Annotated in this window: 23 protein-coding genes; 12 read left to right on the top strand and 11 right to left on the bottom strand. The window is 64.6% G+C overall.

Annotated elements, in window-relative coordinates:
• Positions 1–78 precede the first annotated feature (78 nt).
• The 9 genes from C1H69_RS19525 (at position 79) to C1H69_RS19485 (ending at position 11717) form a co-directional block, all read left to right on the top strand.
• Positions 79–1260, top strand: coding sequence for an ABC transporter ATP-binding protein (locus C1H69_RS19525; protein ID WP_102655059.1), 1182 nt, complete (start codon positions 79–81; stop codon positions 1258–1260).
• Positions 1257–2183 (top strand): carbohydrate ABC transporter permease, encoded by a 927-nt coding sequence (locus C1H69_RS19520; RefSeq protein WP_102655058.1) that lies wholly within the window; start codon positions 1257–1259, stop codon positions 2181–2183. The genes C1H69_RS19525 and C1H69_RS19520 overlap by 4 nt, the downstream gene beginning before the upstream one ends.
• The gene (locus C1H69_RS19515; protein WP_102655057.1) at positions 2183–3031 is read left to right on the top strand and encodes a carbohydrate ABC transporter permease; all 849 of its coding nucleotides are present in this window, start codon (positions 2183–2185) and stop codon (positions 3029–3031) included. Before C1H69_RS19520 ends, C1H69_RS19515 begins: the two co-directional genes overlap by 1 nt.
• 35 nt (positions 3032–3066) lie before the next feature.
• The gene (locus C1H69_RS19510) at positions 3067–4341 is read left to right on the top strand and encodes an ABC transporter substrate-binding protein (RefSeq protein WP_102655056.1); all 1275 of its coding nucleotides are present in this window, start codon (positions 3067–3069) and stop codon (positions 4339–4341) included.
• A gap of 66 nt (positions 4342–4407) precedes the next feature.
• Positions 4408–5220 carry a phosphodiesterase gene (locus C1H69_RS19505; protein WP_102655055.1) on the top strand — a complete coding sequence of 271 codons (813 nt, stop codon included), beginning with the start codon at positions 4408–4410 and terminating at the stop codon, positions 5218–5220.
• A 388-nt stretch (positions 5221–5608) separates the two neighbouring features.
• On the top strand, positions 5609–7843 hold the full coding sequence (locus C1H69_RS19500) for a TonB-dependent siderophore receptor (protein WP_102655054.1): 2235 nt from the start codon (positions 5609–5611) through the stop codon (positions 7841–7843).
• Between the two features lie 21 nt (positions 7844–7864).
• Positions 7865–8863, top strand: coding sequence for an alpha/beta hydrolase (locus C1H69_RS19495; protein WP_102655053.1), 999 nt, complete (start codon positions 7865–7867; stop codon positions 8861–8863).
• Positions 8860–10185, top strand: coding sequence for a class I SAM-dependent methyltransferase (locus tag C1H69_RS19490; protein WP_102655052.1), 1326 nt, complete (start codon positions 8860–8862; stop codon positions 10183–10185). Before C1H69_RS19495 ends, C1H69_RS19490 begins: the two co-directional genes overlap by 4 nt.
• Positions 10186–10325: 140 nt before the next feature.
• Positions 10326–11717 (top strand): YncE family protein, encoded by a 1392-nt coding sequence (locus C1H69_RS19485; protein ID WP_205738558.1) that lies wholly within the window; start codon positions 10326–10328, stop codon positions 11715–11717.
• A 166-nt stretch (positions 11718–11883) separates the two neighbouring features.
• Here C1H69_RS19485 and C1H69_RS19480 read toward each other — a convergent pair whose 3' ends face one another.
• From C1H69_RS19480 to C1H69_RS19450, 6 genes are all read right to left on the bottom strand, one after another.
• Positions 11884–12207, bottom strand: a complete 324-nt coding sequence (locus C1H69_RS19480; protein ID WP_102655051.1) for a helix-turn-helix domain-containing transcriptional regulator — start codon at positions 12205–12207, stop codon at positions 11884–11886.
• A 459-nt stretch (positions 12208–12666) separates the two neighbouring features.
• Positions 12667–13026 (bottom strand): hypothetical protein, encoded by a 360-nt coding sequence (locus C1H69_RS19470; RefSeq protein WP_102655050.1) that lies wholly within the window; start codon positions 13024–13026, stop codon positions 12667–12669.
• A gap of 73 nt (positions 13027–13099) precedes the next feature.
• Positions 13100–13702, bottom strand: coding sequence for a biliverdin-producing heme oxygenase (locus tag C1H69_RS19465; RefSeq protein ID WP_240610018.1), 603 nt, complete (start codon positions 13700–13702; stop codon positions 13100–13102).
• Between the two features lie 173 nt (positions 13703–13875).
• Complete coding sequence (locus C1H69_RS19460; RefSeq protein WP_165789543.1) at positions 13876–14892, bottom strand: FecR family protein; 1017 nt, start codon at positions 14890–14892, stop codon at positions 13876–13878.
• A 91-nt stretch (positions 14893–14983) separates the two neighbouring features.
• Positions 14984–15493 carry an RNA polymerase sigma factor gene (locus tag C1H69_RS19455; RefSeq protein WP_165789542.1) on the bottom strand — a complete coding sequence of 170 codons (510 nt, stop codon included), beginning with the start codon at positions 15491–15493 and terminating at the stop codon, positions 14984–14986.
• 189 nt (positions 15494–15682) lie between these two features.
• Positions 15683–16081: a NifB/NifX family molybdenum-iron cluster-binding protein gene (locus C1H69_RS19450; protein ID WP_102655047.1), complete on the bottom strand. Its 399-nt coding sequence runs from the start codon at positions 16079–16081 to the stop codon at positions 15683–15685.
• Between the two features lie 69 nt (positions 16082–16150).
• On the opposite strand from C1H69_RS19450, the gene C1H69_RS23935 reads away from it, so the two are divergent.
• Complete coding sequence (locus C1H69_RS23935; protein WP_205738557.1) at positions 16151–16462, top strand: hypothetical protein; 312 nt, start codon at positions 16151–16153, stop codon at positions 16460–16462.
• 105 nt (positions 16463–16567) lie between these two features.
• On the opposite strand, the gene C1H69_RS19440 is transcribed toward C1H69_RS23935, so the two are convergent.
• Entirely contained in the window at positions 16568–17500 is a 933-nt protein-coding gene (locus C1H69_RS19440) for a DMT family transporter (protein ID WP_102655045.1), read from the bottom strand.
• 97 nt (positions 17501–17597) lie between these two features.
• Between C1H69_RS19440 and C1H69_RS19435 the strand changes: the two genes are divergently transcribed.
• The gene (locus C1H69_RS19435) at positions 17598–18551 is read left to right on the top strand and encodes a LysR substrate-binding domain-containing protein (RefSeq protein ID WP_102655044.1); all 954 of its coding nucleotides are present in this window, start codon (positions 17598–17600) and stop codon (positions 18549–18551) included.
• 6 nt (positions 18552–18557) lie between these two features.
• Here C1H69_RS19435 and C1H69_RS19430 read toward each other — a convergent pair whose 3' ends face one another.
• From C1H69_RS19430 to C1H69_RS19415, 4 genes are all read right to left on the bottom strand, one after another.
• On the bottom strand, positions 18558–19172 hold the full coding sequence (locus C1H69_RS19430; protein ID WP_102655043.1) for a flavin reductase family protein: 615 nt from the start codon (positions 19170–19172) through the stop codon (positions 18558–18560).
• Between the two features lie 244 nt (positions 19173–19416).
• Positions 19417–20106 carry an RES family NAD+ phosphorylase gene (locus C1H69_RS19425; RefSeq protein ID WP_240610017.1) on the bottom strand — a complete coding sequence of 230 codons (690 nt, stop codon included), beginning with the start codon at positions 20104–20106 and terminating at the stop codon, positions 19417–19419.
• The gene (locus C1H69_RS19420) at positions 20103–20504 is read right to left on the bottom strand and encodes an antitoxin Xre-like helix-turn-helix domain-containing protein (RefSeq protein ID WP_102655042.1); all 402 of its coding nucleotides are present in this window, start codon (positions 20502–20504) and stop codon (positions 20103–20105) included. Before C1H69_RS19420 ends, C1H69_RS19425 begins: the two co-directional genes overlap by 4 nt.
• A 200-nt stretch (positions 20505–20704) precedes the next feature.
• Positions 20705–21697: a 5'-nucleotidase gene (locus tag C1H69_RS19415; RefSeq protein ID WP_102655041.1), complete on the bottom strand. Its 993-nt coding sequence runs from the start codon at positions 21695–21697 to the stop codon at positions 20705–20707.
• A gap of 171 nt (positions 21698–21868) precedes the next feature.
• Here C1H69_RS19415 and recC point away from each other — a divergent pair, with 171 nt between their 5' ends.
• Positions 21869–25474 (top strand): exodeoxyribonuclease V subunit gamma, encoded by a 3606-nt coding sequence (recC, locus tag C1H69_RS19410; protein ID WP_102655040.1) that lies wholly within the window; start codon positions 21869–21871, stop codon positions 25472–25474.
• Position 25475 lies beyond the last annotated feature (1 nt).

Genomic DNA, 25475 nt, shown 5'->3' with positions numbered 1-25475 from the left:
TTTCATCCCGATATTATGCGCATGTCATGTCACACCCTTAGCCTTCAGCCCCAATAATGATCGAACGGGGCCGTACACATGGCACAGAGCGTCAAGCTTTCGGGCATCACGAAGACCTATGCCGCCCATACCGTCCTGAACGATGTCTCGCTCGATATCCAGCCGGGCGAGTTCCTGACGCTGGTCGGTGCATCAGGATGTGGCAAGTCAACCTTGCTGCGCATCATCGCCGGCCTCGAGGAAGCCGACCGCGGCACCATCTCCATCGGCGAACGCGACGTGTCGCATCTCGACCCACAGAAGCGAGACGTGGCGATGGTGTTTCAGAGCTACGCCCTCTACCCGCACATGACGGTGGGCGAGAACATCGCCACCCCGCTGCGAATGTCTCGGCTGAGTACCTGTGCCCGCTGGCCTCTCGTCGGCATGGCCACCCCGGGCCGACGCGAGGCCCTGGCATCTATCGGTAAAGACGTACGCGCCGTGGCCACGCAGTTGCAGATAGAAGCATTGCTCGGCCGCAAGCCAGCCCAGCTCTCAGGAGGACAGCGCCAGCGCGTAGCCCTGGCGCGGGCCATGGTTCGTCGTCCAGCCGCCTTTCTGATGGACGAACCGCTCTCCAACCTGGACGCCAAGCTGCGCGTGCACATGCGCACCGAGCTTACCGAATTGCACCGCCAGCTAGGCGCCACCTTCATTTACGTCACTCATGACCAAGTGGAGGCAATGACCATGTCTGATCGTATCGCATTGATGGCAGACGGCAATATTCTGCAGCTCGGCACGCCGGACGAACTCTACCACCGACCGGCCAGCCTGCGTGTGGCGCAGTTCATCGGCTCGCCGACGATCAACTGCCTCGAGGCGATTGTCACCAATGGCGTGGTGCAACTGATAGGCGTGCCAGTGGCCAACCTGCACGAGGCGGAGCATCGTAGCGTGACCGTGGCGGTACGACCCGAGGCACTGCGACTGCACGCCGAGCCAGGTGACGTGACTCTGCAGGCGACCGCACACCGCTTAGAGCATCACGGCGCCGACTGCTTCCTGCTCGCCATGCAGCATGACCAGGAGCGCATGCTGCATGCCCGCCTCTCCCCGGCCGAGGCGAGCGGGGTCGCCATTGACCAACCGATCAGACTGCATTTCCGCCCGGCGGGGGCGCACTTCTTCGCCGCGGATGGCCTGCGTATCGAGCCACCGTTCGACGAATCAGCGGCGCAGGCCATCACGCAGCGGCAAGTCGGGATGTCGGCATGAGCGCCGCCGCCGATACCTTGCCCACCGAGATACGTCAGGCTGAGCCACTGCTGTCGCGCACGCGGCGGCGGCAACTCAAGGGTTTCGCCTTCGTTTCCCCGGCGACACTGCTGCTGCTGCTCATCTACATCGTGCCGCTGATCACCCTCGTGGCATTGAGCCTGACGGACTATCGGCTGGGCGCCATGGCCACCCAGTTCATCGGCCTGGACAACTTCACCAATGCCTTCTCGGACCCGGTCTTCCGCCGCGCCTTCACCAACACGCTGCTCTACGTGGCGATCGTGATTCCCTTCGGCGTCGGCATCGCGCTGCTCGTCGCCACGCTGATCCACAGCCGTATCCGTACCCGGTCGTTCTACGAGGTCGTCTATTTTCTGCCGGTGACCTCGACGCTGGTAGCAATGGCGACGGTCTGGCAGTTCATTCTGCATCCGCGCCTCGGCCCCGTGAACGCTGCGCTGAAGTCCCTTGGCTTCGGGGAGTTCGCCTTCCTGTCGGATCCCGTACTGATCATCCCGACACTGGCCGTCATTGGTGTGTGGCAGATCGTTGGCTTCAACACGATCCTGTTTCTCGCGGGACTCTCCGCGATCCCACGTGACCTCTACGACGCTGCCCACGTCGACGGTGCGACGCGGCCCCTTGATCGCTTCCTGACGGTAACCTGGCCGATGCTCGGCCCCACCGTCATGTTCGTCGCGGTGACCACCTCTATCACCGCCTTCAAGGTGTTCGAGACCGTCGCGGTATTGACGCGTGGCCGGTACGGCTCCGAAGTGCTGCTCTACTCGCTCTACCTGGAAGGCTTCGAGTATTTCCAGATGGGCTACGCCGCCGCGCTGACACTGATCTTCCTTGCCTTCGTATTGTTTCTTTCGATTGGGCAGGCACTGCATCTCGACCGCAGGGTTCACTACTGATGAGCGACAAGACCGGGTTCCTGGCCCCGAGTACGTACAGCCGCTTGCTGCCACATGCCGTGCTGATGACCGGTGCGCTGTTCATGCTGCTGCCCTTCTACTGGATGCTGCTGACCTCGATCCGGGCGCCGGCGGAGATTTTCAACGTCAGCCTGTGGCCGATCCCGCAATCCTTCCACGCCCTGGAGAATTACGCCGCGGCCACCCAGACGGTGCCGCTGTTTCGTTTCATGCTCAACGGCGTCATCGTTTGCCTGGGCATTCTTGTGGTGCAACTGCTAGTGGCCATCCCAGCGGCCTACGCCCTGGCAAAGCTGCCATTCCCCGGCGCAAAGCTGTTCTTCTCCCTGGTTATCGGTGCGCTGTGCGTACCGATGCAGGTCCTGGCCCTGCCGCTCTTCATCGGGCTCGCCTGGGCCGACCTGCTCAATACCTATTTTGCGCTGATGGCCCCCTTCCTGCTGTCGGTCTTCGCGATCTTTCTCTTTCGCCAGACCTTCAAGTCCTATCCCGACGAGATCATTCAGGCGGCACGACTCGACGGAATGAGCGAGATGGCGATCTGCTGGCGCCTCGTCGTGCCCTCGGCGCTGCCGGCGATCGCGGCCTTCGCCGTGTTCTCCATCGTGGCGCACTGGAACGACCTCTACTGGCCAATGATCGTCATTTCCGACATGCGCCTCGCCCCGCCACCGCTCGGCATGCTGTTCTTCGCCGACGCCGAGTCCGGCACCAATTACGGCGCACTCATGGCCGGGGCCGCGGTACTGACCTCGCCGCTCGTCATCTGTTTCCTGCTCGCACGCCGCCAGTTCATCGAAGGCATCACGATGACCGGCGTGAAGTAGGCATTGTGCTCACCCTCGCATGGAGACTTCCCCCGATGAAACTTCGTCATTTCGCCGCTGTGGCCGTACTGGGCTCCGGTCTGGCCCAGACGGCGGCCGCCGAGACCATCACTCTCGACGTGCTGCACTGCCATGCCAGCTTCTCCCGCTTCCATCAGCCGATCGCCGATGCCTTCATGGCCGAGAATCCCGACATCCGGATCAATTTCCTCGCGCCCTGTGCCGGGTATGACGAGGGGCACCAGCAGATGCTGCGCTTCGCGGTGACCAACAATCTTCCCGATATCTATTTCTCCGGCTACCACCTGCTGGGGGAGCTTGCCGAGACGCTGGCCACGCGCAGCCAGATCATCGACCTACAGCCTTATCTCGACGCCTTGGGCGAAGACTACATCCGCGATAATTACGATCCGAACATTCTGTCGCTCGGTCGGATCAATGGCACGCAATACGGTCTGCCAGTCAATGCGTCCTCGCCGATCATGTACTTCAATGCCGACCTGGTGCGTCAGGCCGGCGGCGACCCGCAGAACATGCCCGATACCTTCGAGGAGGTGCTGGAACTGGCGGCCGACATCGACACGCTCGGCGACAATATCAACGGCATCGGTTACGACCTGCCGGGCTGGCCGGACGACTGGCTGTGGCAGGCGATCATCTATCAGCAGGGCGGCACGCTCTTCGACCCCGAGGCGAAGAAGGTAGGCTTCGATAACGAGATCGGCCTGAACGCCCTGACCCTTGCACGCCGTTTCGTCACCGAAGGCGGCATGGAGCCGCTCGACTGGGATCAGTCACGTCAGCAGTTCGGCGCGGGCCTGACCGGCATCATCTTCTCCACGCCGGCCCACCTCCAGACCATCGAGGGGCTGGTCGGCGACCGCTTCGAGTTGGGCACCACGCTCTTCCCGATCGATGACAAAGAGAATGGCGGCATACCTACTGGCGGCAACGCCGCGGTGGTGCTGGCGCAGGACGAGGCCAAGCGCGAGGCGGCATGGAAATACGCTCTCTTCACGACTGGCCCAGAGGCACAGACGATCGTCGTCGAAATCGCTGGCTATCTGCCGACCAATCTGCGCGCCCTCGGCGACGATTACCTGGCGCCGCACTACACCGCCAACCCCAACGCCAGCACGGCGGCCCGCCAGGCCGACCGCTCACGGCCCTGGCTAGGCTATCCGGGTGGTGAATCCGTTCGCATCTGGCGGGCGCAGCGCGACATCATCGGCCAGGTGATGCGCGGTGAAGTGTCCCCGGAGGACGGCTTGGCGCGCATGGTCAGCGAGACCGAAGCGCTGATGAACTGATTGCCACCGTGGTGGGGACCATCAACGGTCCCCGTTTCCCTGACATGACTTGAAGCGTGCCCCCTTATGAAGATCATCCAGATCACCGACACCCATTTCGTGCCGCCCGGCAGAACCCTCTACAATCTCGATCCCGCCGCCAGCCTGCGGCGCATCGTCGCCGACATCAACGAGCGCCACGCCGATGCCGACCTCGTCGTCATCACTGGCGACCTGGCCAATGACGGGGACGAGGATGCCTACCGGCTGCTGCTCGACACACTGGCACCTCTGCCGTGCGAAGTACGCCTGCTGCTGGGCAACCATGACGACCGGGGCAGTTTCCGTCGAGTGTTCCCGGATGCGTCAGTCGATTCGCAGGGCTTCATCCAGTCCGCGCTCACCACGCCGGACGGCGCACTGCGACTGCTCTTCCTCGACAGCCACGAACCGGAAACCACCGGCGGAAAATATTGCCCGGCACGTCTCGGTTGGCTGGCCACCGAGCTGGCCAAGACGCCAGACGTACCGGCAGTGATCTTCATCCATCATCCGCCCTTCGACGCCGGGTTCGCCCATTTCAAGCATATCGGCTTTCATGACCCCGAGCCGCTGATGGAAGTGTTGCGCGCCCATCCCGCCGGGATACGCCACCTGTTCTTCGGGCATATCCACATCTCGCTCTCCGGCATCACCGAATGCGGCATCTCCTACACCTCCGGGCGCGGCGCCAGCCACCAGTTCATCGTCGAGCCCAAGAACCCGCGCCCCTGGTGGTCCGCCGGCACGGGCCCCAACTACACCGTCATCACCCAACGGGGCGGAGGACTGCGCGCCATGCACGTGGATACCCTCGACGCCCAGCCACTGGCGCAGGCGAACGAATGCCTGGGGCCTTGAATGCGCCCTTCTCACCGATACGCCCGAATTGCCAACTCCGAAGGGAGCACGCTGCTGGCCAGGCAAATACCGGTCATCTGTCAATGAGCGCCTGACATCGATCTCGGCACGGCCATCAAGTGCTGACGTGCTCTCGATGCCCGGTAGCGCCCACTGTGGTGGCCATTGACACCATCGTTTCTCTTCCCATCTAGGCTTCAGTCCCAGCCCTCTTCACGCCAGTCTGCCATGGACCTCGTTGCCATGGAGCAGTCGATCTCAATCATTATTGTTAAATATTCTCATTAGTATTATCATTCCTATCCGTTAACCGGCACTTCCCTGTTTCGCCCTTACTCGTCTCCGCCGACATGCGAGACGGTCAACGCCTGCTATCGGAACTCGACACATGCCTTCCATCGCCTCTCCCTATGCACTTTCCACGCTGTCCGTCGCCATCGCGCTGGCATTCTCGCCTCCACTCGCCGCACAAACGTCCGGAAGCGAAGAGGAAGAGAGCACCACCTCCCTCGACACGCTCTACGTCACCGCCGAGGCCATTGCCCGCCAGGCGTTGGGTTCCTCGACCATCACCGCCGAGGACATCGAGCGCCGCCCACCCGCCAACGACCTGTCCGATCTGATCCGCACCATGCCCGGCGTCAACCTGACCGGCAACAGCGCTTCCGGCCAGTACGGCAACAACCGCCAGATCGACCTGCGCGGCATGGGCCCGGAGAATACGCTGATCCTGATCGACGGCAAACCGGTCGGCTCACGCGACTCGATCCGCATGGGCCGCAGCGGCGAACGCAACACCCGCGGCGACACCAACTGGGTGCCGGTCGAGGCGGTGGAGCGGATCGAAGTGCTGCGCGGCCCGGCGGCGGCACGCTATGGCTCCGGCGCCTCGGGCGGGGTGATCAACATCATCACCAAGCGCCCGACCGACGAGTTCAGCGGCTCGCTGAGCCTGTACGGGAAGATGCCCGAACACGGCGAGGAAGGCAGCAGCCAGCGCGCGGGCTTCACCTTGAGCGGCCCGCTGGCCGACAGCCTGTCGTTCCGCCTGTACGGCAACGTCAACAAGACCGACGCCGACTCCCTCGACCTCAACGCCGATCACGCCACCGGCAGCACGCCACCGGCCGGCCGCGAGGGCGTACGCAACCGCGACGTCAACGCCCTGCTGCGCTGGGACGTCGATGCCGACCATGTACTCGAATTCGAGGCCGGCACCAGCCGCCAGGGCAACATCTACGCCGGCGATCGCGCGGTCAGCGGGACTGGCAGCGACCTGCTGACGGAACTGGCCAATGCCGGCGAAGAGACCAACCGCATGTACCGCAACACCGCCGCCATCACCCACCGCGGCACCTGGGGCGACAACGCCTCGCGCCTGAGCCTGGCCTTCGAGGGTACCAACAACTCGCGCCTCAACGAGGGGCTGGCCGGCGGCGCCGAGGGCAGCATCGACACCACCGACGAGTGGTCCACCTCGCGCCTACGCAACTACAGCCTGGACGGCGAGGTGAACGTGCCGACCACCCTGGGCGGCGTCGAGCACGTCTGGACGCTGGGCTTCGAGCACCGCGAGAGCCGGCTCGAGGATCCATACTCGGTCATGGGCGCGATCAACTGGGGCGGTGCAATTCCCGGTGTCGATACGGAGAGTCAGGACGGCAAGGCCGACGCCACGCTGAGCGCTGCCTTCGTCGAGAACAATATCTACCTGGGCGAGCGCTGGACCCTCACCCCGGGCCTGCGCTTCGACCACCATAGCCAGTTCGGCCACCACCTCAGCCCCAGCCTCAACGCGCAGTTCATGGTCAGCGATACCGTCATCGTCAAGGGCGGCGTGGCGCGTGCCTTCAAGGCGCCGAACCTCTACCAGTCCAATCCCAACTATCTGTATTACACGATGGGCAACGGCTGCCCGTACGGCTATACCGGCAACCAGGGCGGAGGCTGCTACATCCTCGGCAACGCCGATCTCGATCCCGAGACCAGCCTCAACAAGGAAATCGGCATCGAGTGGGCCGACCGCGGTTACCACGCCTCGCTGACCTACTTCCACAACGACTACAAGAACCGCATCCAGGCGGGCCTGGACGAGGTCGGACGCACCGCCGCCGACAACGGCGGCGTGTTCCAGTGGGAGAACGCACCCAAGGCGGTGGTCAGCGGGTTCGAAGGCAACCTCAGGGTTCCGCTGCTCGGCGACAGGGGCCGCACGCTCAGTTGGGACAACAACCTCACCTACATGATCGAGAACGAGAACCAGGAAACCGGCCAGCCGCTGTCGATCATCCCCCGCTACACCCTCAACACCTCCCTCGACTGGCGGCCCACCGACGACCTGTCGCTGCTATTCACCGGCACGTTGTATGGCAAGCAGGAACCACCGACACAGACGATACTCGGCGGCCCCCAGTCCGGCGAGGCGCTGAACGAGCGCGACCCCTACAGCGTGTGGGGGTTGAGCGCCCATTACTACCTCACCGACAACGTCACCCTCGGCGCCGGCATCGACAACCTGTTCGACAAGCGCCTGTTCCGCGAGGACAACAGTGGCGGGGCCGGCGCGTCCACCTACAACGAACCGGGCCGCGCCTATTTCCTGTCGATGAACGTCGGTTTCTGAGCGCCCGGAGAGCTTGCCTGCATGCACCCGAGACGATCCGCCACGCCGCGCGCACTGCGCGCGGCCCTGCTCACCGTGTTCACCTTCGCCCTGTGCAGCGGCGCCTCGGCGCAACAGAGCGATCCCGACCGGCGCATCGGCCATACCGTGCTCGACGAATCGCCGGAGCATTATCGGTTCGAGTCGTTCACCGTGGACAGCGCGGACGCTCAGCGTCGCTGGCGGGTGACCCTGGGAATTCCGCATCGCCCCGTGCCGGCCACGGGATTCCCGGCATTGTGGATGCTCGACGGCAATGCCGCGCTGATGGAGTTCGATGCAGCGCTGCTGGAGGAACTGGCGGCGCAGCCGGAACCGCAAGTGCTGGTATTCGTCGGTTACGACAACGACCGGCGCATCGACCCCAGTCGCACCCGCGACTACACCTTCGCCGCCGACAGCCGCGAGAATGCGGACACACCGGGGGAGCGCCGCGGTGGTGGAGCGAACGCCTTCCTCGAGATCATCGAACGACGGATACGCCCGGAGCTGGCACGCCGGGTCGCGACCGACCCCGGGCGGCAGACGCTATGGGGGCATTCACTGGCCGGGCTGTTCGCGCTGCATACGCTGTACACGCGGACCGGCGCGTTCCAGACCTATGCCGCCGGCAGCCCGTCGCTGTGGTGGGCGGACGGTGCGATGCTCGGCGACCCCGAACGCCACTTCATCGCCCACGGCGCCGGCCATCCCGCCCGCGTACTGCTGAGCCTGGGCGGCGGCGAGCGCGCCCGCGACACCAGCCACCGCGACATGAGCGACCCTCGGGTGCGGGAGCACCTGCGGCGCACCGCCGCCGCACCCTCGGATGCCACCGCCAATCTCGCCGGGCGATTACGTCAGGTTCCCGGCCTCGAAGTGGACTACCGCGAGTTTCCGGAACTGACTCACGGCCTCACCTTCCGCGCTTCGCTGATGGCCACGCTGCACACCGTCGCTGGCGTGGCCGACCGCAGCGATACACGGGGAGCGATACGATGACGCCGATCCCTCACGGGCCCATTGCCCTCGACGTGCCCTACCCCGACCACTTCCATCGCGAGACCATGCCGCTATGGCTGCACGCGACGGTCACGGCGCTGGGATACGCCGCCCCCGACATATCGACGCCATATACCTGGTGCGAGCTGGGCTGCGGCGGCGGCCTGAACGTGTTGCTGGCGGCGGCGACCAATCCGTCCGGGCGCTTCGTCGGCATCGACGTCGACACCGGGCAGATCGAGCGCGCCCGCGGGATCGCCAGGGACGCCGGCATCACCAACGTCGCGTTCATTGCACGCGACCTGCGCGATCCCGGCGGTGACGCCGCGGACGCGGAGGCGCACTTCGACTTCATCGTCACCCACGGGGTCTGGGCGTGGGTCGCGGACGACGTTCGTCAGGGCATGCTCGAGTTCGTTCGGCGCCGGCTGAAGCCGGAGGGCATCGCCCATGTCGGCTACATGACCCACCCGGGAGCCTCGTCGCTCGCCGCGCTCGGCAAGCTGATGCGTGAGTTCGCCCGGCATCTTCCCGACAATGCCGCCGACAAGGCCAGGGCGGCACTGGCGTTCGTGCGCCGGCTGGCCGATGCCGGCAGCGGCTATCTCGCCGAGCACCCGGGCATCGCGCGCCAGCTCGAGGCACTGGAACATGAAGACCCCGCCTACCTGGCGCACGAATTCCTCGTCGAGAGCTGGCAGCCGCAACACGTCGCCGACACCATCCGCGCCTTCGCCACCATCGATTGCGCCTATCTCGGCAGCGCGACGCCGGTGGAGAACATCGACGCGCTGTCGCTGCCCGGCGATGCGCAGGCGCTGCTGCGCGAGCTGCGCTCGGTGCCGCTGGCCGAAACCTTCAAGGACATCGCCCGCAACCAGAGCCTGCGCCGCGACCTCTACCAGCGTGCCCCGGCAGCGCTGTCGCCGGAGCGCCATCTGCGGGCGCTCGACACGCTGCGGCTGGCGGCCCTGCCCGGGGCTCCCACCGCGGGAGGCCTCACGTTCGACACCCGCATAGGTCGCGTTCCCGGCCCCGCCGAGCTGTTCGATCCGGTACTGCGAGCGCTGGCGGAGGGACCGCACGACTTCGCGCAGTTGCGTGCACTGGCGGCGTTCCGTGACGCCCCCGGCCTGCTCAACCAGGTGGTGCAGATGCTGCTGTGGTCCGGCTGCGCCCACCCGCTGCGCGCGGACGATGCGCAGGCGACGGCGGCCGGTGCGCTCGACGCCCTGCTGCGCGAGCCGGGCCGCATCGTCGGGCCGGGCGGCTGGCGTCCCCTGCCCCGATTCGGCACAGCGCTCATTGGCAGCCAGCCATGAAGCGCGTCGCCTGCACCCGCTATCCAGGCATCCGTCATGACGATGCCGACCCAGGCAGCTCTCATCACAACCCCGTCGCAACCCTCGTCACAACCCTCCGCCGTGCCCCGTCCGGCTCATCGACCCATGGAGAGAGTCCCATGCAACCACAGTGTCATCCCGATCGCGCACCGCGCCTGGCCATGCTGGCCCTGGCGCTCTGCGCCTTCACCACGTCAGCTTCCGCGCAGGACTTCGACGCGCCCGATCCGGACTTCCGCGGCAACGTGCGGCCCACCACGCCGCTGATCGTCGCCGGCAGCGAGGTCGAATTCATCGGCCGCGACTTCACGCCGGGGCAGGAAATAACGCTCTCGCGAGGCGATACCGTGCTCAACCCGGAGCCCTACGTCGCCGACGCCGAGGGCGGCTTGAGCGGCACGTTCACGCTGCCGGAGGACGCCGTGCCGGGACGCCACCCGATCGTGCTCAGGGCGTCCAATCCCTCGGCCGCGCGGATCGTCGAGCTGAAGATATCCCCCCAGGTGCCGCTGTCGGGCGAGGATCGCTTCGACGTCGCCGAGGCGCCGCTGCCCCAGGGCCTGTATCAGACCGCCTACAGTGCCGGAAGCGACGCCCTGTTCGTCACCTCGGCCGTCGGCCGACCACCGGTCACCGAATCGGCGCTGCTGAAGGTCGATCCGCACACGCTGGAGGTCCTCGCCCAGGCCACGCCGGAGCAGGTGCCGGGATACGACGACCAGCGGGTGTTCGCGACATACGGCGTCGGCGTGGACGACGCCAACGACAACGTCTGGATCACCAATACCCGTGAGGACACGATCTCCGTCTACCGCCAGTCCGATCTGTCGCTGGTCAAGCAGTTCGACATCGGCACGGTGCCGCACTCCCGCGACGTGATCGTCGACACGCAGCGCGGCAAGGCCTACGTCTCGGCGACCGGAGAGAACTACATCTCGGTGTTCGACGCCACCTCGCTCGACTTCATCACCAACATCGAGATCGCATCGGCGCTGCGCGGCGAGAGGTTCGTGCCGATGAGTCTGGAACTGGACGAGGAAAGCGGCCGGCTGTTCACCGTCAGCCTCAACACCCCCGAGGCCGTGGTCATCGACACCGAGAACGACAGCGTGGAGAAAGTGGTCCGGCTGGCCAATGCCAACAGGGCCTCCGGCGTGGCCTACGACGCCGAGAGCGAACGGCTGCTGGTCGCCTCGCAGGGCTCCGACAACCTGCTGTACGTCGACCTGGCGTCGGGTGAGATCGTGCATGACGTCCCGGTCGGCGCCGGCCCGCTGAACGTGGCCTTCGACACCGCCACCGGACTGGCCTACGTCAGCAACCGTGCGTCCGGCACCGTCACCGTGCTCGACCGCGAGGGGCAGATCGTCGCCAACCTCGACGGCGGCACCTTTCCCAATCACGTGCATGAGGACGGCAAGGGCAACGTGTTCGCGGTCAACAAGTCACGCGGCGAAGACGATCCACAGGGCGATCATATCCGCCGGATCGCGCCCAGCGCTCTCCAGTAGGCCCAAGACAGACGAACAGGCCGCCAGGGATAACCCTGGCGGCCTGTCCACAGTAGTGGCCACTGCCAAGAAGACAAGCTACCCACTAGCGCAACAACGCCAGCGAGCCAGCAAGATCACGCCGTCAGATGAGCTTGCCATGGTTACAGAGGCCTGGTTGAACGTATCATGCCGCGCTGACGGCATGCACTTCCAGATTGACCTTGAGCACCTTGCGAACTGCGCCGACAATCGCGGCCAGGTTATCCATGCTGGGGTTTCCAGACGGGGACAGCATTCGATGCAAGCTCTTGCTGGGCTTGCCAGTGTCTTCGGCTAACCCCTCGAACCCTACCGTCGCGTTAACTAGACCGCGCAGCAGCAGACGTGCTGTATCAGGTTCGCCATTGAGAAACAAGGTGATTGCCTCATCCAGCATGGCTTTGGCAAAGTCCGGGTCGCACTCGGCACGCGCGGCAATAGTTACCTTGAAATCTCGGGTCAGAGCCATGCTCGCTCTCCTTCTTTACTTCGCCTTTCGATTACGTCGCTTGTACTCATCGCGAAGCGCTTTGGCATTCTCAATATCCGCTTGCTGCCGTTTCTTGGTGCCTCCACCGAATAAGATGATCATCTGCTCCCCTTCCCTGGCCAGATAGATGCGATACCCAGGCCCCCAGTCAATACGGTACTCCCGATCCCCTCGAACCACTTGATGTTTGAGGTGTTACCCATCGACATACGGTATACGGCAGTAGCCACTTTTGCGGCGGCCTGGGCATCAAGCTCATCGAACCACTCCCGGTAGGGACTGGTGCCGTCGTTTCGTAGAAACTCTTGAAGCTTGATTTTCATTTTCAATGGTAACTTATAGGTTACTTCTTAACAGCAAGACCGAGGCCCGGTTCGCCGCGCTGGCTGACTCAGTCCTCTTATCACGAAGCTGATAAAACAGATCTCGGCACGGCCATCAGATGTTGACGTTCTCTCGATGATCGATAGCGCCCACTGTGGTGGCATATGAATTCGCTTGAGCATGTAGTGGACTCGTCGGACTGCTCGAAGGACTATCGCACCGAGCGTGTTCGACGACGATCAGCAGCGCCACCGACACCGCGAGACCGTATAGGCCAAGCAGCGCGCCCATGACGATCAACAGGGTGAGAAAGGCCATGCCAGGCCATCCATTGGCCAAGCCATACGTCAGCATCGACAGACCGGCCACTACCAGGAAGAAAAGACAAGCCGCCCACCAGCGCAACAACGCAAGCGAGCCAGGCAGCAGCATGGCGACGAGCGTCGCCATGCCCCACCGAATGGTGTGTTTCATTGCTGTTTCCTGCGTACCTTGCAATCGTTATCGGAGGTTGCGACGCGCATGGTCATGGGCCGCAACCGATGCTTCAGCCCATGCGAGTGGCCGCCAGGGCCTCGACATGGGCAAAGGCGTCTTGAGCGCCCTTGATCGCAATCCGTTGCTGTTCTTCGGTGAGCTCTATGGCATCGAGTTGCGCGGTGAATTGACGCCAGTGGGCCCCACGTCCCGAATCGCTGGGCGCCAGGTGCCTGGCACCGAATTCCCGAGTCAGTTCCAGCGCGGCGGCGTACTTGAGCAGGAAAGCCGCCCCCAGGTTGGAACCTTCGTTGACGTAGAGCCAGCCCAGCGCTTCGGGCAGAGTCGCTATTTCAGGCCCTTGCGGCCCATCCAGGGCCTCGGTATCAACGCCGAGATCCTCGCAATCCTGCTTGATGGCGGGGAATCGGCAGCGTTCCGGCAGGTCGGTGATCCACTCGGCAAGCGCGGGATCGTGATAGAGAGATGCGGTGTGCCGCTGGAAGCGATACTGGACCTTCAAGAACGCCATGTACCCCTCACGGCTGGCGAACGGCTGCAGCGCCATGATGCCTTGGTCAACGCGCTCGTGGTGGGCGTGAGTCGCCTGCTTCAGGCGCTTGCTGAGTGGCAGTATCGTCGCCATGCCGGGGGCTTCGATTATCGTGTTCATTCCATTCCTCGTGATGGTTGGCAGGACAAGCACGGTCATGTGCGCCTGGACCCCTATCTGGGCGAGCCGCGCATGACCGCATCTCGATCATGCAACGGTCGACCATTTCACACAGGGTCTATGAAAAGAACGTGCGACCAGGGGAAAACCCGTAACGATTATCATTTACCACCTTATGCATCGCCAGGCAAGCGCAACCAGACGAGCCCGCCGGGAACCCGCCGCACCTCGACGCCCAGGGCGCTGTCGAGGGCATCGAGCAGAGCCGTGGGGTCATCACCGGGAAAGCTGCCGGAAAGCCTCAAGGAGCCAAGCCGATCACCGTCGAACAGCACCCGCCCAGGCAGCATGCGCTCCAGTTGCGCGACCACCTCCGCGATACCGGCCTGATCGAAGACGACCTGCCCCCGGCGCCAGGCAAACTGGACCCAGGCATCGATGTCGCTGGGTACGCCGAGCATGCCATCGCTGACCACGATCTGCTGGCCGGCATCCAACACGATGCTTTCGGCATTTTCCGGAGAGCGGTCGCCGGATACCGCGACCCGTCCCTCCTCCACCGTGACCTTGACCTGCTCGCCATCACGCTCGACGGCAAAGCGCGTGCCCACCACCTTCACCAGGGCGTCTCCGGCAACGACATGAAAGGGCCGCGCATCCTCGGAGAGAACATCCACCCACAGCCGCCCGCGGCGCAAGGTCAGCTCACGCATGTCTCGGGCCATGTCGATATCGAGCGCGCTATCGGCGTCCAGAAACAACCAGGAACCATCGGCCAGGCGCATCTCGTGGGACTGCCCGGGCACGGTGGAGACATCCGCCATCATCCGGTCCGGCATGCCGGGGTCGCGCCATAGTCCGGCGCTCACGAACAGGGCCAGCAGCAGCGCGCAGGCCACCGCGACCCATGGACGTCGACGCCGTACCGCCCTGGTGTGTCGCTGGTGCTCACGATGGCGTTCCCGCTTCACCCATAGGCAGGCGGGCGCTTCGACGTCTTGCCACAGCGCCCCGGCATCGGCGTAGGCCATGGCGTGGCGCTCGTCGCGGTCCAGCCATTGGCGAAACGCCAGGCGATCTTCCTGGGTCGCGCTATCGTCCTTGAGCCGCAAGTACCATTCCATGGCGATATCGATGGTTTCCTCGTCGAGGTGTGGTCGCGTCGATGGGGGCTTCGATGTGGATGCCAAGCCTGGTTCTCCTCGGTCCACTTCGGTGGCGTAGACCGGCTCGTCTCTAGTGATGGTATTGATAGAACAACGGCTCACACGACAGTTTTCCTCATTTGTCATGCTGCCGTGCTCGCCATTCGCGGCAGGCGCGCATGGCACGCATCATGTCCTTCTCCACCGTACTGACCGATACCTTCAACTGCTTGGCAATGGTGGCGTAGGTTTCGCCTTCCACCCGATTGAGCAGGAAAATACGCCGCGTGCGCGCCGGCAAGGCATCGAGCACTTCCATCAGGCCATGCCAACGCTCGATGGTGCCGGCGATGTCCTCGGGTGTCGGCTCGTCGTCATGGCGCTCCTGTTCCTGGTCTTGCGTCTGTTCTTCATGGCGCTGGCGAACCTTCTGGGCACGCAGGTGATCCAGCGCCAGATTCTGGGCGGTGCGATACAGCAGGCCAGTGGTGTCATCTCCGGGCGGGCGACGCCAGAGCTTGAGGAAAGTGTCCTGGGCAAGATCCTCGGCTGTGGCGTCGTTGTCGACGATTCGCCTGATCCGCTTGACCAGGCGCGAGCGTTCGCCCAGGAACATCTGCAGCAGGGAGTGAGGAGGTTTGGTCATGGCGACGTTATTGGAGAAGGCACCTTGGCACCGAGAGGGGGCGCATCGAAGGCGTATCATCGCCAAACTGCTATTGATTATCAATGTTATTTGGCCGGGTGCGCAGGACCAGTGTGGTGAATCAGACGTTGGCGACACCTGTTGCCGCCAGGCAGGGGCTCTTGCCGGGAGCGGGACCGACCGGCCCCGTCATTTGTCCGACGACAGCAGGTCATGAACCTTGCAGATCAGGCTACCGATCGGGCGGGGTTTCGGCGGTAGCAGGCGGTCGCGGGCATAATCCGCCACCGCCGTGGCCGGGTCGCTTTCCGCTGTCAGCACCGCTTCGATGCCGCGCTTTCGCATCTTGCCGATGAAGCTGTCACCGGCACTGGCTCCAATCACGGCCTTGCAGTTCCCCAACGGATGGGGCTGCCGATCCTTGTAATGATGGAAAATCAGTTCCTTCGGCAGGTCGATGCGCTCCACCTCGGTCACCAGAGGCTCACCCAGAGGTGATTCGGTCACCTCATACACGATCCACCGGGCACACTTGCCGATGTGACCGGCAAGGGTGACGCCATTTCGGCTGGCTGCTGCAATACGCATGAACCTCTCCCGACATATCGACATTGTCTTCTGAACCCCGACCTCGCACAGCGGGTGGCCGAGACGTCTATGAGCCCCCTTCACCTGAAAGCCCGGCATGCGTTGGAATCGCTGAAGGTTACCGTAAAGGCCACATTGGACCGCAAGAAAAAGCCGGGGCAGTATGCTGTCGTATGGCACAAGGATCGCATCGAATATTTAGCACCATTCGCTGCCGCCGCCAAGTCCACTCCCCTTCAGCCCGGCTTCATGGTCGTTCACGGCAACCGCCCGGAGGACCTGCGCGGCGTGGCGGTGGAGTGGATGAAGCGCCACCCGATGCTCGAAGACCTCCAGCACATGGGTAAACGCCTGCGCCTTGCCATCCCATACATAGCGTAGATGCAGGCCTTGGACAGGAATGCTCAACGCCGGCGGGCTTGGCCGCAAGCAGTGGCTGCTGGCCCACGAGGCGGGCGAGGTGCCGCTCGGTCCGATCTGACCCCATCAGCGGGTCACGATCAACAGTCCCACCAGCAGCACCGCGCCGCCCACCACGAAATTGAGCGTCAACGGCTCGCCGAGCAGCAGAGCACCGAATAGCACGCCGAATACCGGCGACAACAGCGAGAAGACACCCAGTTGCGAAGCCAAGTAACGCCGTAGCAGTGCGAACCAGAGCAGCAGAGCGGCAAACGAGATGGCCAGGGTCTGGAAAGCCAGGCTGGCGACCGCCGCCCCGCTCAGCTGGATGCGGCCGAGATCACCCAGCATCGCACTCACCGGCAACAGCAGTAGCGCGGCGATGGCGAGCTGGTAATACAGCGTTTGCACCGGCGGCGCTTCGGAAAGGGAGGAGCGGCGTATCACCAGCGTGGTCAGCGCCCAGGAGAGACCGGCCAGCAAGCCAAGGATATCGCCGCGCAGGATATCGGCGGCATGCTCGATATCGGTGTCGGGGGCCATGGCGAATGCCATCCCGCAGAAGGCCAGCCCAACGCCCCACCACTGGCGCCGCGTGAGCTGCTCTCCGGGCACCAGCAAGTGCAACCCCAGGGCGGCAAACACCGGCGCCGTATAGAGAAATACCGACATGTGCGATGCCAGAGTGTAGGTCAGCCCCCAAGCCACGAACACGAACTCTGCGCTAAACCCCAATCCTACCAGGATGCCGGGGCCCAGGTGCGCGCGCATATCGGCAAAGCGAATGCCTTGCCAATGCACCAGGGCCGCCACCAGCAATGCCGCAAAAGCAGAGCGCAGGGCAATCTGTGCCAGCGGCGAGATATCAGTGGCGACCATCTTGATCGCCACCTGCTGAAAGCCCAGCGCCAGGCAGAACACGATCATCAAGGCACTCGCCTGCAGGTCCAGGTGGCAACGCACCGCCGCGCAGCACTCTGATGACACAGCATTACTCAACTGCTTGGTATTCTGCATGTTCCCCCCTCGGTGGTAATTGGTGCTCAGTTGAGCATTTGCCACCGGAGGCGCCAAACGATTAATCTGCAGACCAAGGATCAGGAAAACTCACCCTATGAAGATCGAACGCCTGCCGCTGAACGCGTTGCGAGCCTTCGCCGAAGCGGCGCGTGCGGAGAGCTTCAAGAGCGCCGCCAGTCGCCTGGGCGTGACCCCCGGTGCGGTCAGCCGGCAGATCAAGCAGCTCGAAGCACGCCTGGGGATTGCGCTCTTCGCTCGGCACGCCAATGGCGTGCAGTTGAACGAAGCAGGACGGCAACTGGCCCGGGATATCGATAGCGGCCTCGAGCGTATTGCCGCCGGGGTCACGGCCGCACGCGAGCGCGCCCACCAAGCGCCCCTGCTGACACTCAGTGCACCACCCTCCTTTATGCAGCTGTGGTTACTTCCCCGTTTGGCGGAGTTCGACGCCAAGTTGGGTGGCCTCGATATCTCCCTGGATGCCAGCCAGTCGCTCACCATGCCCGCCTGGCAAGGCGACGGCGCGCGCCTGGCGATTCGCTACGGCCGTGGCCCCTGGCCGGGCGTGACGAGTCATCGCTTGTTTGGCGATGAACTGTTTCCCGTCTGCGGCCCGTCTCTGTTGCAACAGGACCAGTCCCTGCGGGAACCCGCCGATCTGGCCAGCCATACCCTGCTGGATGTCGGCTGGGAGTCGCGGCAGGGAATTGCCTTTCCCGGCTGGAGAGAGTGGCTCAAGGCTGCCGGCGTCGGCGACAGGGTCACCCCGCCACAGCGCTGCTATTCGCTGTTCGGCCTGGCCCTGGATCAGGCCATCGCCGGGCGCGGCGTCATGCTCGCCAACCACCCCATCGCGATGGATCGCTTGAAGAGCGGTATCCTCGTACGCCCCTTCGGCGAACACTACGTTCTTGCCTCGCCCATGACCTACGACCTGCTGGTGCCCGCCACCGGCGACGCACCACCCGCGGTCGCTCGCTTCATCGAGTGGCTGCTGGCCGAAGCGGCCGCCTTCGACCGGGAGACGCTGGGCGGCAAGGCGGACTGAGCCCGGTCACGCAGGCCTTTCCAGCCCGAACAGATCGCTCGTGCGGGCATAGTCGCTGCCCGCCATGCGCCCGATGGGCTTGAGCGCTTCCACCGAGACGTGGCGGCCATTCCATATGGCATCGTCGATGTGGACCGACACCACCTCCGCCAGCACCAGGCAGCCCGCCATGGGCTGGTCGCCGAAACGCACGATCTCGCGCAGCCGACAGCCGAAGGCCGCCGGGGCAGCCGCCACTCGCGGCACCGACAACCCCGGCATGGCGACCTTTTCCAGGCCCGCCAGGGCGAACTCGTCCTCACCCTCCGGCAGGCTGGTACTGGTGATATTCATCGCCTCCACCAGCGCCTCGCCGCTGATATGCACCACGCACTCCGGCACTTGCTCCAGGTTGCGGATGGTGTCCTTGGGCTGCCCTTCGCCATTGAGCAGCGGCGAGAAGCCCAGCACCGGCGGCGCCACGCTCACCACGTTGAAAAAGGAGAACGGCGCCAGGTTGGTGTTGCCGTCGCGATCCCGGGTCGACACCCAGGCGATGGGGCGCGGGCAGATCGTGCCGCAGAACAGACGATAGATGGCCCCGCTGCTCAGCGGCGCCCCTTCCAGCAGATAGTCGCTCATGGCTAGCCTTTGCTGTGGTCGGTGAGGTCTCCCATCCTACACCGCTCGACAAGTCCCTCAATGCGGCACCGCCATGCCCGCCACCCGCGTCGGGGGCTAGCGCCAGCGAAGCTTTCATTTCACGCACCTCCTCACCGGGAGGCCGGCCGAAGTAGTACGTCCGAGAATCCCACACCTGTTTAGAATATGACAGGGAGCCCAGTGCTCCCTTCTTGGTTCACGAGGCCGGAGCGAATCCATCCACTCATCTCATCCGATGCTCGGAGACCTCCAGCACATGGGTCACGGCCTGCGCCTTGCCATCCCACACATAGCGAAGATGCGGCCCCTGGACGGGTATGCTCAACGCCGGCGGCCGCAGCACCGCCGCGCACTCATGCCCCGGGTGCCTGACGCTGCGGTAGAGAATGCCCCAGGCCTCTTCCGCCCGGAGACGTGAAGCGAACGCCTGCCCCCGGGAATAGGTGGCCGGGTCCGGGTCGTGCAGCTCGGGGTAACCCACACGCACGTCATGCAACGCCTGGGTAATGGTGTTGATATAGGTCCGCATGGTGATTTCGACGCTGGCCTCGCGGGTTGCCGCCAGAAACTCGGCCATGTGATGGCGGGTCTCGGCAATCGCCGCGTCCAGCGTGCTGGCGCAGTAGTAGATCCCGTAGCTACCGTCGGTGAATCGCGATGGCCGTCCGATGTGAGTAAAGGCCGCCATGATGGGAGAGGAACCGGGGCCTGCGACACGATCATGGGGCGGCACGCGATTCCATTGTCCGGCCTCTTCGAGCAGCCCGTCGTTGGTCATCGCCTCGATGGCGAAGGCCAGTTCCAGATCTTCCGGGTCCAGGGTGTCCTCGAACACGGCGATGGGCGGGTAGGCGCTGTTGACGATGCGAAAGCCATTACGCCACTCGGGAAGGCATATCGCCGTCGCACTCACCCCCGCACGCCATCCAGATAGCGCCGGGTATCGGCCAGGTCAATGACGCGCCCGTGCAGCATGTATTCGAGGGCCGACTGCCCATTGAATGGCGGCGCGACATTCGCCTTGCGCACCCATTCGTAGGCCTTGTCGGGGCTGCTGCTGAAGAGGAGACGCAGCGCCTTGTGGATCCCCATCAGGTAGGAGATACGCTCCAGGGTGTCATGGGGTAGACGCACCTGGGGCAGCTTCTTGTACTTGTGGTAGGTGGTGTTGCCGATACCGCCCAGCAGGATGCGCTGCTGGGCAGGTGTGCAGCCCCACAGCGCCATGACGTTGAAGAAGAACTTCAAGGCCACGCGGCCGGCCTCGGGACTGGCCGTATCGGGGCGTTCGAGCAGCTGTTCGGCGTTCATGGGTGGCTCCTGCAAACAAGCTATGCGCATATGAATTATAGAGGGGATTTTATTCGTATGCGAATCATGCTTGATCGGCACATTCAATCTCAACCATCGAGACGAAACAGGCTTCACCACCGAGGGAGAGTGCAACTCACCCGTATCGCGTGAAGTAAGGAGCCTGAAATCCCTCAGCGCCAGGCGAGCCGGATACCCACTTATGCCGCCCCCTCTTCCCGCGACGAAAGGCCAGGCCGAACGGCGCCCTCCTCACTGGCGCCTAACCCGTGGTTAAGCTGCCCGAACGGCACATGCACCGATGGCAGAATATCGCTGGTGGCTGAGAGATGAGACGCCTGGTCGTCGAAGAAGATGTGCGGTTTGATGATGCCGAGAACGTGCTCCTTGGCGATACCGCCGAGAAAATAGGCCTCATTGACGGTCACTCCCCAACTGCGCATGGTATGAATGACCCGCTCATGGGCCGGCGCGTTGCGGGCGGTAACAATAGAGACCCTGACCTTGGGGCGATACGCTCCCTGCGTTTCCTCTTCTCGCTGCTTTTCCAGCATCTGGATGTAGGCCAGCTTGCGCAGGAAAACGGCCAGCAAGCCCGCCTCGGGCGGCACCTGGGCATTGGCCCGCTCATACTCGTGAAATGCATCGATCCCCTGCTGCTGGTAGATGGTTTCAGACTCGTCGGTGACCAGCACGCCATCGAAGTCGAAGGCGATTCGCAGTTCCTCCTCATCGGTCAGGTCGAGATCGCCCGACGACAGCACCTGCCCCGCCGGGTGTCCCGCCAGGATCGCCTGGTCGACGTCCTGGCGATTGGCGGACAGAAACAAGCTGATGTTCAACGCAGGAATGAAGCGGTGGGGGTAGCGCCCCTGGAGAAAGATGGCCCGCGTAATGCCCAGCTCATGATGCTCGATCGACTTCATGACCCGCAGCCCGGTTTCCGGATCGTTGCGCGAAAGCAGCACCACCTCGATGGGCGGGTTGTCCGGGCTCAGTTCGTTCAATGACAGCAGACGCTTGATGAACGGGAAGGCAACGCCGGTGCTTAACGGCTTGTTCTCATTGTCGCGCTGATAGATGCGATAGGACGCTTCCCCCTGCTCGCGGAAGACCCGATCGGATTCCTCCAGATCGAATAGAGCGCTGGATGCCAGCCCGATTACAAGGCGTTCGCTGAGATCGTAGGCCAATGGTCGTCCCTGATAAAGAAGTGCAATGCACGATCTCAAGACCATGCCTCAGTGTTCATGATCAAACAAGCGCCTATCTGTATAAGCATTTCAGCTTGGAACCGCATGACTGTAAAAGCGTAAACCTGTAAAACTGCAAAACTGTATTTATGTACGCACCAAGGACCCGCCATGCCGCTCTCCAGCTCTTCGTCGCTTCAGCCCGGCTTCATGGTCGTTCACGGCAACCGCCTGGAGGACCTGCGCGGCGTGGCGGTGGAGTGGATGAAGCGCCACCCGCTGGCGCCGCTGGAGAACGAGACGATCCTGGTGCAGAGCAACGGCATCAGCCAGTGGCTGAAGCTGGCGCTGGCCGCCGACGAGCGCGACGACGGCACCGGTGGCTCGGGCATTGCCGCCGCGCTGGACATCACCCTGCCGGCGCGCTTTCTATGGCAGGCCTATCGCGCGGTGCTGGCCCATGGCGAGGCAACGGGTGAACACGATTCCGCAGCGGTACCCGTCACATCGCCCTTCGACAAGTCCCGCCTGCTGTGGCGGCTGCTGCGCCTGCTGCCGACGCTGATGAACCGCGACGAGTTCGCCCCGCTGCGGCAGTTCCTCGCCCATGACGATGACCTGCGCAAGCACTACCAGCTCGCCGAGCGCCTGGCCGACCTGTTCGACCAGTACCAGGTGTACCGCGCCGACTGGCTCGACGCCTGGGGGCGCGGCGAGGACGTGCTGATCCCCGCCAGCGGCCAGGCCCGGCCGCTGGACGAGACCCAGCGCTGGCAGCCCGCCCTCTGGCGCACGCTGATCGAAGACGTCGGCGACGGCGGCATCGACTCCAGCCGCGCCATGGTGCACCGGCGCTTCATGGAAACCGCCCGCCATCTCGACGGCAACGACCACCCACCCGGCCTGCCGCGCCGGGTGATGGTGTTCGGCATCTCCTCGCTGCCCCAGCAGACGCTGGAGGCGCTGGCCGCCATCGCCCGCTGCTGCCAGGTGGTGCTGTGCGTGCACAACCCCTGCCAGCACTACTGGGCGGACATCATCGAACACAAGGATCTTCTCCGCGCCGAGCGCTACCGCCAGCAGCGCAAGGAAGGCATGCCAACGCGCCTCGACGTGCTCGGCCTTGGCGACGCTGACGCTAATGGCGACGGCGGGAGCCCGCTGCACCTGCACGCCCAGCCGCTGCTCGCCGCCTGGGGCAAGCAGGGCCGCGACTACCTGCGCCTGCTGGACGAACACGACGACAGCCAGCGGTACGAGGGGCTGTTCGCCGCCGAGTCGCTGCGCATCGACCTGTTCGAGCCCTTCGTGAATAGCCGGGGCCAGGCGCGCCTGCTCAACCAGCTGCAGGACGACATCCGCGAGCTGCGCCCGCTGCACGAGACCCGCGAGGCCTGGCCGGCGGTGGACCCGAGCCGCGACGACTCCCTCGTCTTCCACGTGGCGCACAGCCCCCAGCGCGAGATCGAGATTCTTCACGACCAGCTGCTCGCCGCCTTCAGCGCCGACCCGGCCTTGCGCCCGCGTGACGTCATCGTGATGGTGCCGGACATCGACCACTACGCACCGCATGTCCAGGCGGTCTTTGGACAACTTGATCGTGATGATCCACGCCATGTTCCCTACACCCTCTCCGACCAGGGCAGCCGCCACCGCCTGCCGCTGCTGATCGCCCTTGAAGCGCTGCTGCGCCTGCCGGAGCTGCGCCTCTCGGTGAGCGAACTGCTCGACCTGATCGACGTGCCGGCGCTGCGTACCCGCTTCGGCATCGACGAGAACGACCTGCCGACCCTGCGCCGCTGGATCGAGGGCGCCGGCATCCGCTGGGGCCTGCACGGCAGGCAGAGGGCGAGCCTCGACCTGCCCGCCGGCATGGAGCAGAACACCTGGGCCTTCGGCCTGCGCCGGCTGCTGCTCGGCTATACCGTGGGCGAGGCCGCCAGCGGCCCCTGGCAGGGTATCGAGCCGTTCGATGACATCGGCGGCCTGGAAGCGCAGCTCGCCGGGCCGCTGGCCACCCTGCTGGAAACCCTGGAACGCCAGTGGCACGCCCTGCGCGAACCCACCGACGTGAACGGCTGGGCCCAGCGCCTGCGCCAGCTGCTCGAGGAGAGCTTCAGCGGCGACGACGCCCGGGACAGCCTGATGCTGGCACAGCTGGAACTGGCGCTGCAGGCCTGGCAGGAAAGTGCCGAAGAGGCCGGGCTGAGCCGCGAGCTGCCGCTGTCGGTGGTGCGCGAACACTGGCTGGCGCAGATCGACGAACACAGCCTGTCCCAGCGCTTCATGGCCGGAGCGGTCAACTTCGCCACCCTGATGCCGATGCGCGCGATTCCCTTCAAGCGCGTCTGCCTGCTGGGCATGAACGACGGCGACTACCCGCGCAGCCATCCGCCGATGGACTTCGACCTGATGAACGGCGACTACCGCCCCGGCGATCGCTCCCGCCGCGAGGACGACCGCTACCTGTTCCTGGAAGCGCTGCTCTCGGCCCGCGACCAGCTCTACGTGAGCTGGGTGGGCCGCAGCATCGTCGACAACGGCGAGAAGCCGCCCTCGGTGCTGGTCGGCCAGCTACGCGACCACCTCCAGGCTGGCTGGCAAACCGCTGACGGCAGCGACCTGCTCGACGCGCTGACCACCGAGCACCCGCTGCAGCCGTTCAGCCGCACCTACTTCCCCACCGAAGCGCAGCAGGCCGAGCGCAGCGTTTCAGCCCGGCGGCTGTTCACCCATGCCCATGAGTGGCGCGAGGTGCACGCCGACGCCCCCCCGGTCGAGCCGTCCGACCCGCTCGGCGAGTTCGCTCAGGAGAGTCCGCTGACGCTTATCCAACTCGGCAATTTTCTGCGCGATCCGGCCAGGGCTTTCTTCAACACCCGGCTCAAGGTCTTCCTCGACAAGGAGGACCTCACCAGCCTGGACCATGAGCCTTTCACCCTCGACGGCCTGGGCAACTGGCAACTGCAGGACCAACTGATCCAGGAACAGCGCCGCGCCATCGACGAGGGCCGCCCCCGCGAGCCGGCCATGCTCGCCGCGCTGGACCGCCTGCAGGGCCAGGGCGTGCTGGCCATGGGCGCCTTCGGCGAGCGCATGCGCGAACAGCTCGTCGAACCGATGGAGGAACTGTTCGAGGCCTACGCCGAAGCGCTGGAGTCCTGGCCCCATGCCATCGACGAGCCGGCGCCCATCCACCTGGCCGTATCGCCGGGCCTGCTGCTCGAAGACTGGCTGGACGAGCTGCGCCGGGACGCCGAGGGCAACCGCTGCCGCCTGCTGCTGTCCACCAGCAGCCTGATCAAGAAGAACAAGTACCACTGGCACCACCTGGTGCGGCCCTGGGTGGCGCATCTATCCGGCCATTTGAATGGCGAGCCCCTGACCACGCGGCTGCTCTCCAAGGCCGGCCACGTGACCCTGCCGCCCCTCGACCCCGAGGACGCCCGCACGCAGCTGCACGAACTGATTGCCGCCTGGCGGGCCGGCATGCAGGCCCCGCTGCCGCTGGCCATGGGCACCGCCTTCGTCTGGCTGAGCAAACTGGGGACCCCCGAGAGCACGGCCGACGACGACGCCTGGCACGCCGCCCGCAAGACCTACGAAGGCGACGACTTCAACGCCGGCGAGGTGAGCCGCAATCCCTACCTGGCCCATCGCTGGCGCAGCTTCCGCACCCTTGTCGAGGCCAATCGCAACGGGCCAGACAGTTTCGCCGCACTGGCCGAACGACTGCTGAAGCCCGTACACGACGCAGTCAAGGGAGGCGGCCAGTGAA

Origin of the sequence: Billgrantia endophytica (genome assembly GCF_002879615.1) — a bacterium.
Taxonomy (GTDB): domain Bacteria; phylum Pseudomonadota; class Gammaproteobacteria; order Pseudomonadales; family Halomonadaceae; genus Halomonas; species Halomonas endophytica.
This window is presented reverse-complemented; position numbering and strand designations above follow the sequence as displayed.

Coding starts and splice junctions, on each gene's coding strand:
- C1H69_RS19525 (WP_102655059.1), top strand. CDS start 79: ATGGCACAGAGCGTCAAGCTTTCGGGCATCACGAAGACCTATGCCGCC.
- C1H69_RS19520 (WP_102655058.1), top strand. CDS start 1,257: ATGAGCGCCGCCGCCGATACCTTGCCCACCGAGATACGTCAGGCTGAG.
- C1H69_RS19515 (WP_102655057.1), top strand. CDS start 2,183: ATGAGCGACAAGACCGGGTTCCTGGCCCCGAGTACGTACAGCCGCTTG.
- C1H69_RS19510 (WP_102655056.1), top strand. CDS start 3,067: ATGAAACTTCGTCATTTCGCCGCTGTGGCCGTACTGGGCTCCGGTCTG.
- C1H69_RS19505 (WP_102655055.1), top strand. CDS start 4,408: ATGAAGATCATCCAGATCACCGACACCCATTTCGTGCCGCCCGGCAGA.
- C1H69_RS19500 (WP_102655054.1), top strand. CDS start 5,609: ATGCCTTCCATCGCCTCTCCCTATGCACTTTCCACGCTGTCCGTCGCC.
- C1H69_RS19495 (WP_102655053.1), top strand. CDS start 7,865: ATGCACCCGAGACGATCCGCCACGCCGCGCGCACTGCGCGCGGCCCTG.
- C1H69_RS19490 (WP_102655052.1), top strand. CDS start 8,860: ATGACGCCGATCCCTCACGGGCCCATTGCCCTCGACGTGCCCTACCCC.
- C1H69_RS19485 (WP_205738558.1), top strand. CDS start 10,326: ATGCAACCACAGTGTCATCCCGATCGCGCACCGCGCCTGGCCATGCTG.
- C1H69_RS19480 (WP_102655051.1), bottom strand. CDS start 12,207: ATGGCTCTGACCCGAGATTTCAAGGTAACTATTGCCGCGCGTGCCGAG.
- C1H69_RS19470 (WP_102655050.1), bottom strand. CDS start 13,026: ATGAAACACACCATTCGGTGGGGCATGGCGACGCTCGTCGCCATGCTG.
- C1H69_RS19465 (WP_240610018.1), bottom strand. CDS start 13,702: ATGAACACGATAATCGAAGCCCCCGGCATGGCGACGATACTGCCACTC.
- C1H69_RS19455 (WP_165789542.1), bottom strand. CDS start 15,493: ATGACCAAACCTCCTCACTCCCTGCTGCAGATGTTCCTGGGCGAACGC.
- C1H69_RS19450 (WP_102655047.1), bottom strand. CDS start 16,081: ATGCGTATTGCAGCAGCCAGCCGAAATGGCGTCACCCTTGCCGGTCAC.
- C1H69_RS23935 (WP_205738557.1), top strand. CDS start 16,151: ATGAGCCCCCTTCACCTGAAAGCCCGGCATGCGTTGGAATCGCTGAAG.
- C1H69_RS19440 (WP_102655045.1), bottom strand. CDS start 17,500: ATGCAGAATACCAAGCAGTTGAGTAATGCTGTGTCATCAGAGTGCTGC.
- C1H69_RS19435 (WP_102655044.1), top strand. CDS start 17,598: ATGAAGATCGAACGCCTGCCGCTGAACGCGTTGCGAGCCTTCGCCGAA.
- C1H69_RS19430 (WP_102655043.1), bottom strand. CDS start 19,172: ATGAGCGACTATCTGCTGGAAGGGGCGCCGCTGAGCAGCGGGGCCATC.
- C1H69_RS19420 (WP_102655042.1), bottom strand. CDS start 20,504: ATGAACGCCGAACAGCTGCTCGAACGCCCCGATACGGCCAGTCCCGAG.
- recC (WP_102655040.1), top strand. CDS start 21,869: ATGCCGCTCTCCAGCTCTTCGTCGCTTCAGCCCGGCTTCATGGTCGTT.